This is a genomic window from Mesorhizobium sp. P2_A8 (assembly GCF_056404935.1).
The window spans coordinates 470,173-479,294 of the sequence record NZ_JBFUDB010000006.1 but is presented as its reverse complement, the minus strand read 5'-3'; the positions used below and the strand labels follow the sequence as shown (position 1 = coordinate 479,294).

The 9,122-nt window shown below is 62.9% G+C and carries 11 protein-coding genes; 9 read left to right on the top strand and 2 right to left on the bottom strand.

Annotation, left to right across the window (positions count from 1 at the left end):
- The coding region (locus AC1D10_RS20435; RefSeq protein WP_477274989.1) for a cobalamin-dependent protein at positions 1 to 268 on the top strand (268 nt) is incomplete at its 5' end.
- A 63-nt stretch (positions 269 to 331) separates the two neighbouring features.
- On the opposite strand, the gene AC1D10_RS20430 is transcribed toward AC1D10_RS20435, so the two are convergent.
- Entirely contained in the window at positions 332 to 487 is a 156-nt protein-coding gene (locus tag AC1D10_RS20430; RefSeq protein WP_477274987.1) for an entericidin domain-containing protein, read from the bottom strand.
- 64 nt (positions 488 to 551) lie between these two features.
- On the opposite strand from AC1D10_RS20430, the gene AC1D10_RS20425 reads away from it, so the two are divergent.
- Positions 552 to 1,184 carry a DUF1638 domain-containing protein gene (locus tag AC1D10_RS20425; RefSeq protein WP_477274985.1) on the top strand — a complete coding sequence of 211 codons (633 nt, stop codon included), beginning with the start codon at positions 552 to 554 and terminating at the stop codon, positions 1,182 to 1,184.
- On the opposite strand, the gene AC1D10_RS20420 is transcribed toward AC1D10_RS20425, so the two are convergent.
- Positions 1,181 to 2,104, bottom strand: coding sequence for an NAD-dependent epimerase/dehydratase family protein (locus tag AC1D10_RS20420; protein ID WP_477274983.1), 924 nt, complete (start codon positions 2,102 to 2,104; stop codon positions 1,181 to 1,183). The genes AC1D10_RS20425 and AC1D10_RS20420 overlap by 4 nt on opposite strands.
- Positions 2,105 to 2,224: 120 nt before the next feature.
- Between AC1D10_RS20420 and AC1D10_RS20415 the strand changes: the two genes are divergently transcribed.
- The 7 genes from AC1D10_RS20415 (at position 2,225) to AC1D10_RS20385 (ending at position 9,008) form a co-directional block, all read left to right on the top strand.
- Positions 2,225 to 2,800, top strand: a complete 576-nt coding sequence (locus AC1D10_RS20415) for a DUF4893 domain-containing protein (RefSeq protein WP_477274981.1) — start codon at positions 2,225 to 2,227, stop codon at positions 2,798 to 2,800.
- 100 nt (positions 2,801 to 2,900) lie between these two features.
- Positions 2,901 to 3,674 (top strand): formyl transferase, encoded by a 774-nt coding sequence (locus AC1D10_RS20410; RefSeq protein ID WP_477274979.1) that lies wholly within the window; start codon positions 2,901 to 2,903, stop codon positions 3,672 to 3,674.
- A gap of 203 nt (positions 3,675 to 3,877) precedes the next feature.
- Positions 3,878 to 4,180, top strand: coding sequence for a virulence factor (locus AC1D10_RS20405; RefSeq protein WP_477274977.1), 303 nt, complete (start codon positions 3,878 to 3,880; stop codon positions 4,178 to 4,180).
- Positions 4,173 to 4,784, top strand: a complete 612-nt coding sequence (locus AC1D10_RS20400) for a methylenetetrahydrofolate reductase C-terminal domain-containing protein (protein ID WP_477274975.1) — start codon at positions 4,173 to 4,175, stop codon at positions 4,782 to 4,784. Before AC1D10_RS20405 ends, AC1D10_RS20400 begins: the two co-directional genes overlap by 8 nt.
- Positions 4,781 to 5,872: a methylenetetrahydrofolate reductase gene (locus AC1D10_RS20395; protein ID WP_379096516.1), complete on the top strand. Its 1,092-nt coding sequence runs from the start codon at positions 4,781 to 4,783 to the stop codon at positions 5,870 to 5,872. Before AC1D10_RS20400 ends, AC1D10_RS20395 begins: the two co-directional genes overlap by 4 nt.
- Before the next feature lie 81 nt (positions 5,873 to 5,953).
- The gene (locus AC1D10_RS20390; protein WP_477274972.1) at positions 5,954 to 6,928 is read left to right on the top strand and encodes a methyltetrahydrofolate cobalamin methyltransferase; all 975 of its coding nucleotides are present in this window, start codon (positions 5,954 to 5,956) and stop codon (positions 6,926 to 6,928) included.
- Positions 6,879 to 9,008: an ASKHA domain-containing protein gene (locus tag AC1D10_RS20385; protein WP_477274970.1), complete on the top strand. Its 2,130-nt coding sequence runs from the start codon at positions 6,879 to 6,881 to the stop codon at positions 9,006 to 9,008. Before AC1D10_RS20390 ends, AC1D10_RS20385 begins: the two co-directional genes overlap by 50 nt.
- Positions 9,009 to 9,122 lie beyond the last annotated feature (114 nt).

Here is a 9,122-nt window from a genome sequence, read left to right as displayed (position 1 = left end):
TCTCGATGCGATCGAGCAGCATCAGCCCGACATCATCGGCATGTCGGCGCTGCTGACCACGACCATGCCCTATATGAAGGTCGTCATCGACACGATGAAGGAAAAGGGCATCCGCGACGACTATGTCGTGCTGGTCGGCGGTGCGCCGCTGAACGAGGAATTCGGCAAGGCCGTCGGCGCCGATGCCTACTGCCGCGACGCGGCGGTGGCGGTCGAGACCGCCAAGGACTTCATGAAGCGCAAGCACAACGTCCGCGCTTCGGCCTGAGAAAGGAAAAGGCCGCCCAATCATGGCGGCCGTTTCACTTGGGCAGAGCAAGCTAGCGCGAGGCTAGTTCGCGGCGGTGGCAACTCTCTTGCCGGCGTTCTGTGTGGCGTTGACCGTGTTTGCGGCATCCTTGCCGACGCCACGGATCGTGTTTGCACATGCCGAAACCAGCAGCGCACTGGTGAGCAGCGCAATGACTGCATATGTGGATGTTTTCATGGACGGTTTATCCCTCTCTCGATAGATTCACCCCACAGCAACGAAAGCCGGCTCAGCTGGTTCCATGGCCAAGACTCAAAAGAAGACACCAGACCAAGCGGACACGCTGCTCGTCATCGCCTGCGGAATGATTGCGCGCGAGGTGTTGGCCGTCAAGGAACAGCTCGGACTCAATCACCTGGAATTGACCTGCCTGCCGGCGGAATTCCATTTCTATCCGGACCGCATCGCGCCGGCCATGGACAAGGCCATCGAAAAAGCCAAAGCGGAGGGCTACCAACACATCTTCGTCGGCTATGCCGATTGCGGCACCGGCGGCCTGCTCGACCGTATCTGCGAGAAGCACGGCGTCGAGCGCATGGCCGGCCCGCATTGCTTTGCCTTCTATCAAGGCATGGAAGCCTATGCGAAAATCGCCGACGACGACATGATGTCCTTCTATATGACCGACTTCCTGTGCCGTCAGTTCGACGCCTTCTTCATGAAGCCGCTTGGCCTCGACAAGCACCCGGAGCTGATCAAGGACTATTTCGGCAATTACGAGAAGCTGATCTACCTCGCCCAGACCGACGATCCGGAACTCGACAAGGTCGCCGAAAAGGCTGCCAAAATGCTCGGTCTGGCCTACGAACGCCGCGCGACGGGCTACGGCGACCTGACGGCGGGAATGGCGAGCGCCGCGGCCATCGCTGGCTAGGCAGCCCCCGCTTCCGTCCGCAGCTCCGCAAGCACATCGGCAAAGCTGGTCTTGCAGACGAAACCCAGCCTTTCCCTCGCCCGCGACGCGTCATAGACGCGGTCGATGGAGGAAAACATCGTCCAGCCGTTTCGCGCATAGAGCGCCGGGAATTCCGGAAAGTAGCGCGCGACCACCGACCGAGCGTCGGCGATCAATGCCGCGCAATCATCGGGCCGGAACGGCGTCGGCGCGCAGACGATGAAAATGTCGAACCCGAGCTGCGGCGCCTTTTCCAGGGCATGGACGTGGGCATCGGCCGCGTCCTCGACGGTCAACCGGCGAAACAGCAGTTCATTGGCCTTCGTGTTGGCATCCGACTGTTCGATCGCATGCGCCATGTCGTCGGCTTCGGGAAAGAAGCGGGCCGTGCGCAGCACCACCACCGGCAGCCCCTGCTGGATATGATAGAGGCGGCAGAGATGTTCAGCCGAAAGCTTGGTGACCCCGTAGATGTTGCGTGGCTCGGGCGACATCGCCTCCGTCAGCCAGGCGGCCTTGCGCGCGCCACCTTTGAACCCATCGCGTACAGCCTGCGAAATCATCAGCGAGGTCGTCGACGTGAAGATGAAGCGGTCGACGCCGGACGCCACCGCCGCATCGAGCAGGTTGAGCGTTCCTTGCACGTTGGTGGCGACGAAATCGCTGTTGGCGCGGTTCTCGATATTGGGTTTGTGCAGCGCGCCGCTGTGGATGATGGATTCGATCCGGTTGTCGCCGACCGTGCGCAGGACAAGGTCGCGATCGGCGATCGAGCCGACAATCTGAGTCTCCGCTGATGGAACCGGATCGAGGCCGGTGACATCGTGACCAAGCGCCCGCAGGCGCGGCGCCAGCGCACTGCCCAGCCAACCCGACGACCCCGTGAGCAAGATTCGCATTCGTCACACCATGATTTTTGAGCGTGACGCTGTTAAGCACGGATGACAGGCGCCAGCGACCCGATAAGTTATGCTCCAGATGGCAGCGGCGCCGCCCCAGACATCAACAGGAGGCCTCCCATGACCCTTCGTCCACTGCTCGCCGCTATCGGTCTGCTCTGCTGCACCCTCCCCGCGCTTGCCGATGGCGAGGTGCAAAAACTCATCACCCCAGCCGACAAGACACGGCTCGACAAATATGGCGAGACACGCAAGACGGCGCTGGCCGAGGCGAAAGCCGGAGACCCTGCCGAGGTCAAACAGCTCGATGCCTTGCTGGCAAAACCGCTGGTGGCCTTCTCCGACAAGGATTTGACCGGCAACTGGCAGTGCCGCACCATCAAGGCCGGCGGACCCTTGCCGCTCGTCATCTATGGCTGGTTCAAGTGCAAGGTGACCGACGACGGTTCCGGCTGGCGCCTGGAAAAGATCAGCGGCTCGCAGCGCACCAAGGGCCGCTTCTTCGACGATGCCGAAAAGCGCGCGATCTATCTCGGCTCGGCCTATGTCAACAGCGACCCGGCAAAGCCCTATGGAAGTGGTCCGCAAACCGACCAGGTCGGCTACGCCTTCCGCAACAGCGCCAGCGAATGGCGCATCGAATTTCCGGCGCCCTATTACGAATCGAAGCTCGACATCCTCGAATTCAAGCGCTGATCCGGAAACCGCAATCACCAAGGATTAACCCGCACGCCCTAGCATCCCGCAAGCCAGGGCCGATACCGGCCGCATCTTGTCCAACGGCGCGTCGCGAACCATGGAACCCCTCAAGTCGAACATCGTCGTCGTAACCGAAGGCGGCCCACACATCTGGGCGGTCATCAACGCCATCATCGACCGGCTGGGTCCTGTCAGCGTTATCCTCGAAGCTCCTGAATCCAAGAAGCAATTGCTGCTCAGGCGCGCCCGCCGGCTGGGCTGGGCATCGGCCATCGGTCAGTTGGGCACAATGGTGCTGACGCGTCTGGGAAAGCGCTTCTTTGCCGGCCATGCGGCGCAAATGATCGCCGAGCAGGAGCTGGAGACGGAACCGAAGCCAGGACAGTCGATCACCCACGTTCCCTCCGCCAATGCGCCGGAATGCCTGGACGCCATCGCACGGATCCAGCCAGGCGTTGTGTTTCTCGCCGGTTGCCGCATGCTGACGCGGGAGACGCTGTCGAAAATCGCTTGCCCGGTCATCAACTACCATGCCGGCATCACGCCCAGATACCGCGGCATGAACGGCGGCTACTGGGCGCTGGCGACCGGTGATGCCGAAAACTTCGGCACCACCGTGCTGCTGGTCGATGCCGGTGTCGACACCGGGGGGGCGCTCAGGCAGGCGCGCGGCAAGCCCGAACGCGGCGACAGCATTTCAAGCTACGCACTACGCCAGGCAGCATTGTCGCGTGACATCTGTGTCGAGGCGGTCAGCGACGTGTTGGCCGGAAAACTCGCCACCATCGACCCCGGCCTGCCGTCGCAACAATGGTATCACCCGACGATCTGGTTCTACCTCTGGACAGGCCTCAGAACCGGCATCTGGTAGCGCATCCCAGTTCCGCAATCGCACGCAAAGCGCTGGCTTTTCCGATGCGTCGAACCTGCCGCCGGCACACGCCGCGAACGAATAAACGCACCTTTCATTTTACGACATCCAAATGCGTCGCTTTTGAATGCGCGCGCGTCGTCCCATAACAAGCGGCCCAACTGCGCTTCCGGCAATGCTCGTGCATCGAGGAGTGAGAATTCATGGCCGATCTGATCGTCGTCTACTGGCGCGACATCCCTGCCCAGGTCATCGTCAAGAAGGGCCGGCAGAACGCCAAGCGCGAACTGCCGCTGCGCTTCACCGAGGCGATCGACATGTGCGCCATGCGTACCGGCGCCGGCGGTACCGACGACTATCTGGCCGAATGGCGCAAGGCCGATCCTGTTCCGGTCGGCGACGACCTCGAAGCCGAGGTCGAAAAGGCTTTCCAGGACATGGACACGAAGTACGACCGTGAGCGGCTGGTCGCTCTGGTCAAGGCGGGCGGCAAAGAAAATGTCTGAAAGCAACCCGGCGGTTACCCAGGCCACTCTGGTCAAGAAGGCAGCGCCGAAATCCGACTACAAGCCGGCCGACGTGTCGCCGCAGCGGCGCGTGCAGCGTTCCTTCGCGGTCAGGCTGTGGTCGATCAGGCACTCGCGCCTGCTCGAATGGTTCTACGCCAGATTCGCCGACATGTTCCTGCTGCTCCACCCCTTGTGGAAGGGCATCGGCTACGGTCGTGTCGAAGGGCCGATCAAATTTGTCGAGAAGCGCGTCAAGGGCTTCATGTTCGACTGCCGCATGTGCGGCCAATGCATATTGTCCTCGACTGGCATGTCGTGCCCGATGAACTGCCCCAAGCAATTGCGCAACGGCCCCTGCGGCGGCGTACGCGCCAACGGCAATTGCGAGGTCGAGCCTGACATGCCCTGCGTCTGGGTCAAGGCCTGGGAAGGCTCACAGAACATGGTCCACAGCGACAGGATCCTGACCGTGCAGAAGCCGGTCGATCAGTCGTTGCGCGAAACCTCGGCCTGGCTGCGGGTAACCGCGCAGGCGGCCGCCGCGCGCGAAGCAGCCGCAGCCGCCAAGAATGGGGCGGCAAACACCGGGACATCGGCATGATCGGACGGCAGCTCGACGAGAACCCGGCCGGCATCGATCTGCCGCTCGACCCCCTGCCCGGCCACACCTCGCGCGGCCGGCTGGAGCGCGTCCTGCGGCGCGGTGAATTCGCAGTGACGACGGAGCTCAATCCGCCCGACAGCGCTGATCCCGAGGACGTCTACAACCGGGCGAAGATCTTCGACGGCTGGGTCGATGCCATCAACGCAGTCGATGCGTCGGGCGCCAACTGCCACATGTCGTCGGTTGGCATCTGCGCACTTTTGACCCGAATGGGCTATGCGCCGATCATGCAGATCGCCTGCCGCGACAAGAACCGCATCGCCATCCAGGGCGACGTGCTGGGCGGTGCGGCAATGGGTGTCGCCAACATGCTGTGCCTGACCGGCGACGGGGTGCAGGCCGGCGACCAGCCCGGCGCCAAGCCCGTGTTCGACCTCGACTGCATGTCGCTCCTGGAAACCTGTCGCATCATGCGCGACAACGGCAAGTTTCTGTCCGGCCGCAAGCTGACCACGCCGCCGCAGCTTTTCCTCGGCGCTGCGATCAACCCGTTCGCACCGCCGATCGACTTCCGCCCGCATCGGCTGGGCAAGAAGATCGCCGCCGGCGCGCAATTCGTGCAGAGTCAGTATTGCTTCGACGTGCCGATGTTCCGCACCTACATGCAGAAGGTGCGCGATCTCGGCTACACCGAACAGTGCTTCATCCTGGTCGGCGTCGGACCGCTGGCCTCGGCCAAGACAGCCAAATGGATTCGCTCCAACGTGCCCGGCATTCACATCCCCGATTCGGTCATCAAGCGGCTGGAAGGCGCGCAGGACCAGAAGAAGGAAGGCAAACAGCTCTGCATCGACATCATCAACGAGGTGAAGGAAATTTCCGGTGTTTCAGGCGTCCACGTGATGGCCTATCGCCAGGAGGAATATGTCGCCGAGATCGTCGATGAATCAGGCGTTCTGAAGGGCCGCCAGCCATGGAAACGCGAGATCCGCCGCGATGACCAGATGGTCGCCGACCGGCTCGAGCACATACTGCACGACGACATTACCGAAACGCAGGTGGACATGGTGAAGACCGCGCACTGACGGTGCGGGCGACCACCCATTCGCTTGAACGAAACAAGACAACGATATAAAGAAATCTTTATATCACGGCGGAGAGAATTCATGACCCGGACCATCGTCGCCTCGGCGACACGAGAAATCATCATTGGCTTCGACCAGCCGTTCTGCGTGATTGGCGAACGCATCAATCCGACTGGTCGCAAGAAGCTGGCCGCCGAGATGATCGCGGGCAATTTCGAGACCGTGATCAGGGACGCGCTCGAGCAGGCAGCCTGTGGCGCCACCATGCTCGACGTCAATGCCGGCGTCACCTCGGTCAACCCGAACGAGACCGAACCCGGCCTGCTGGTGCAGACGTTGGAGATCGTCCAGGGCCTGGTTGACCTTCCGCTCTCGATCGACTCCTCGGTCACCGCCGCGATCGAGGCCGCCCTGAAGGTCGCCAAGGGTCGCCCGCTGGTCAACTCCGTCACCGGTGAGGAAGAAAAGCTCGAAGCCATCCTGCCGCTGGTCAAGAAATACCACGTGCCCGTCGTCGCCATCTCCAACGACGAAACCGGCATTTCGATGGACCCGGACGTACGCTTTGCCGTCGCCAAGAAGATCGTGCAGCGCTGCGCCGATTTCGGCATTCCGGCGCATGACGTTGTCGTCGACCCGCTGGTCATGCCGATCGGCGCGCTGGGCGATGCCGGCCGCCAGGTGTTCGCGCTGCTGCGCCGTCTGCGCGAGGAACTCAAGGTCAACACCACCTGCGGCCTGTCCAACATCTCGTTCGGCCTGCCGCATCGCCATGGCATCAACGCTGCCTTCATCCCGATGGTGATCGGCGCCGGCATGACGAGCGCAATCATGAACCCGGTGCGGCCGCAGGAAATGGAAGCCGTGCGTGGCGCCAATGTGCTGAACGGCACCGACGAGAACTGCACCAACTGGATCCGCACCTACAAGGACTACAAGCCGGCCGAGGGCGGCCAGGCGGTAGCCGCCCCGACGCAGGTCAACGCGCCGGGCGAAGGCGCCGGCAATGGTGGTCGCCGCCGTGGCGGCCGTGAAGCCCGGATGGGTCGGGGATAAGCGCGCAATCGTGAATTCACCTGCCAACATCACCGATCCGCTCGTGCTGTTCATGCCGTCCGGCAAGCGCGGGCGGTTTCCGGTCGGCACGCCGGTTCTGGATGCCGCGCGCCAGCTCGGCGTCTATGTCGAAAGCGTCTGCGGCGGACGCGCCACATGCGGGCGCTGCCAGATCGAAGTGCAGGAAGGCAATTTCGCCAAGCACAAGATCGTCTCCTCCAACGACCACATCACGCCCAAGGGCGCCAAGGAAGAGCGCTATGAGCGCGTCCGCGGCCTGCCCGAACGGCGCCGCCTCTCCTGCTCGGCGCAGATCCTCGGCGACCTCGTCATCGACGTGCCGCAGGACACGGTCATCAACGCGCAGACCATCCGCAAGGATGCCGACACCAGGGTGATCGCCCGCGATGCGGCAATCCGCATGTGCTATGTCGAGATCGAAGAGCCCGACATGCACAAGCCGCTCGGCGATCTCGATCGCCTGAAGATCGCGCTGATGCATGACTGGGGTCTGAAAAGCCTCGATTTCGATTTTTATCTGCTGCCGCAGGTGCAAGGCATCTTGCGCAAGGGCAACTGGACCGCGACCGCCGCCATCTACAAGGATGCCGACACCGAGACAGCGCGCGTCGTGGCACTGTGGCCCGGCCTCAAAAACGAGGCCTATGGCCTCGCCTGCGATATCGGGTCGACCACAATCGCCATGCATCTGGTGTCGCTGCTGTCGGGCCGCGTTGCCGCCTCGTCCGGCACCTCGAACCCGCAGATCCGTTTTGGCGAGGATCTGATGAGCCGCGTCTCATACGTAATGATGAACCCGGATGGCCGCGAAGGCATGACGGTCGCCGTGCGCGAAGCGATCTCCGGTCTTGTCGACAAGGTCTGCGCCGAAGGCAATGTCCAGCGCAACGACATCCTGGATTCCGTTTTCGTCGGCAATCCGATCATGCACCATCTGTTCCTCGGCATCGACCCGACCGAGCTCGGCGGCGCGCCCTTCGCGCTGGCCGTTTCGGGCGCGGTGCACATCAAGGCCTCCGATATCGGCCTGAAACTCAACCAGGGCGCCAGGCTCTACATGCTGCCTTGCATCGCCGGCCATGTCGGCGCCGATGCGGCGGCGGTGACGCTGTCGGAAGGTCCGCACCGCCAGGACGAGATGATGCTGATCGTCGATGTCGGCACCAATGCCGAGATCGTGCTTGGCAACCGGGCGCGCGTCGTCGCGGCCTCCTCACCCACCGGACCGGCCTTCGAAGGTGCAGAAATCTCCGGCGGCCAGCGCGCCGCCCCCGGTGCCATCGAGCGCGTACGCATCGACCCGGACACGCTGGAGCCGAAATACCGTGTCATCGGCTCGGAACTGTGGTCAGACGAGCCGGGCTTCCTCGACAGCGTGCAAGCGACCGGCGTCACCGGCATCTGCGGCTCCGGCATCATCGAGGTGGTGGCCGAGATGTATCTCGCCGGCATCATCTCGGAAGACGGCGTCATCGACGGCGGGCTTGCCGCGCGCTCGCCGCGTGTCACCGCCAATGGCCGCACCTTCTCCTATGTGCTGAAGGAAGGCGAACCGAAGATCACCATCACCCAGACCGACGTGCGCGCCATCCAGCTTGCCAAGGCAGCACTTTATGCCGGCACCAAGCTGCTGATGGAAAAGCAGAACACCGAGCATGTCGACCGCATCCATTTCGCCGGCGCCTTCGGCTCCTTCATCGATCCGAAATACGCCATGGTGCTGGGCCTGATCCCGGATTGCGATCTCGACAAGGTTTCGGCCGTCGGCAACGCCGCCGGCGCCGGTGCCCGCATGGCGCTGCTCAATCGCGGCTACCGTCGCGAGATCGAGGACACGGTCAGCAAGATCGAGAAGATCGAGACCGCACTGGAACCGAAATTCCAGGAGCATTTCGTCTACGCCATGGCGTTGCCCAACAAGGTCGATCCCTTCCCGAAACTGTCGGCTGCCGTGAAACTGCCGCCGCGCAAGACGGTCAGCGAGGATGGCGTCGCCGGCGACGCCGCCCCGCGCCGGCGTTCGCGCGAAGGCCACGCCGCCCGGCGCGGCCGGGAATAAGCGGTCGCACCCAGCCGCAGCCCTCCAAACTCATTTGTATGCAAATGTTTCCGGATCTGCCTGATCCGGAAACCGAAGCGTTGTTTTCGTGAAATCCGCTGGAAACATGCGCGG

Excerpts from the sequence above, each read along its gene's own strand:
- AC1D10_RS20430 (WP_477274987.1), bottom strand. The coding sequence starts at position 487 with ATGAAAACATCCACATATGCAGTCATTGCGCTGCTCACCAGTGCGCTG.
- AC1D10_RS20425 (WP_477274985.1), top strand. The coding sequence starts at position 552 with ATGGCCAAGACTCAAAAGAAGACACCAGACCAAGCGGACACGCTGCTC.
- AC1D10_RS20420 (WP_477274983.1), bottom strand. The coding sequence starts at position 2,104 with ATGCGAATCTTGCTCACGGGGTCGTCGGGTTGGCTGGGCAGTGCGCTG.
- AC1D10_RS20415 (WP_477274981.1), top strand. The coding sequence starts at position 2,225 with ATGACCCTTCGTCCACTGCTCGCCGCTATCGGTCTGCTCTGCTGCACC.
- AC1D10_RS20410 (WP_477274979.1), top strand. The coding sequence starts at position 2,901 with ATGGAACCCCTCAAGTCGAACATCGTCGTCGTAACCGAAGGCGGCCCA.
- AC1D10_RS20405 (WP_477274977.1), top strand. The coding sequence starts at position 3,878 with ATGGCCGATCTGATCGTCGTCTACTGGCGCGACATCCCTGCCCAGGTC.
- AC1D10_RS20400 (WP_477274975.1), top strand. The coding sequence starts at position 4,173 with ATGTCTGAAAGCAACCCGGCGGTTACCCAGGCCACTCTGGTCAAGAAG.
- AC1D10_RS20395 (WP_379096516.1), top strand. The coding sequence starts at position 4,781 with ATGATCGGACGGCAGCTCGACGAGAACCCGGCCGGCATCGATCTGCCG.
- AC1D10_RS20390 (WP_477274972.1), top strand. The coding sequence starts at position 5,954 with ATGACCCGGACCATCGTCGCCTCGGCGACACGAGAAATCATCATTGGC.
- AC1D10_RS20385 (WP_477274970.1), top strand. The coding sequence starts at position 6,879 with ATGGTGGTCGCCGCCGTGGCGGCCGTGAAGCCCGGATGGGTCGGGGAT.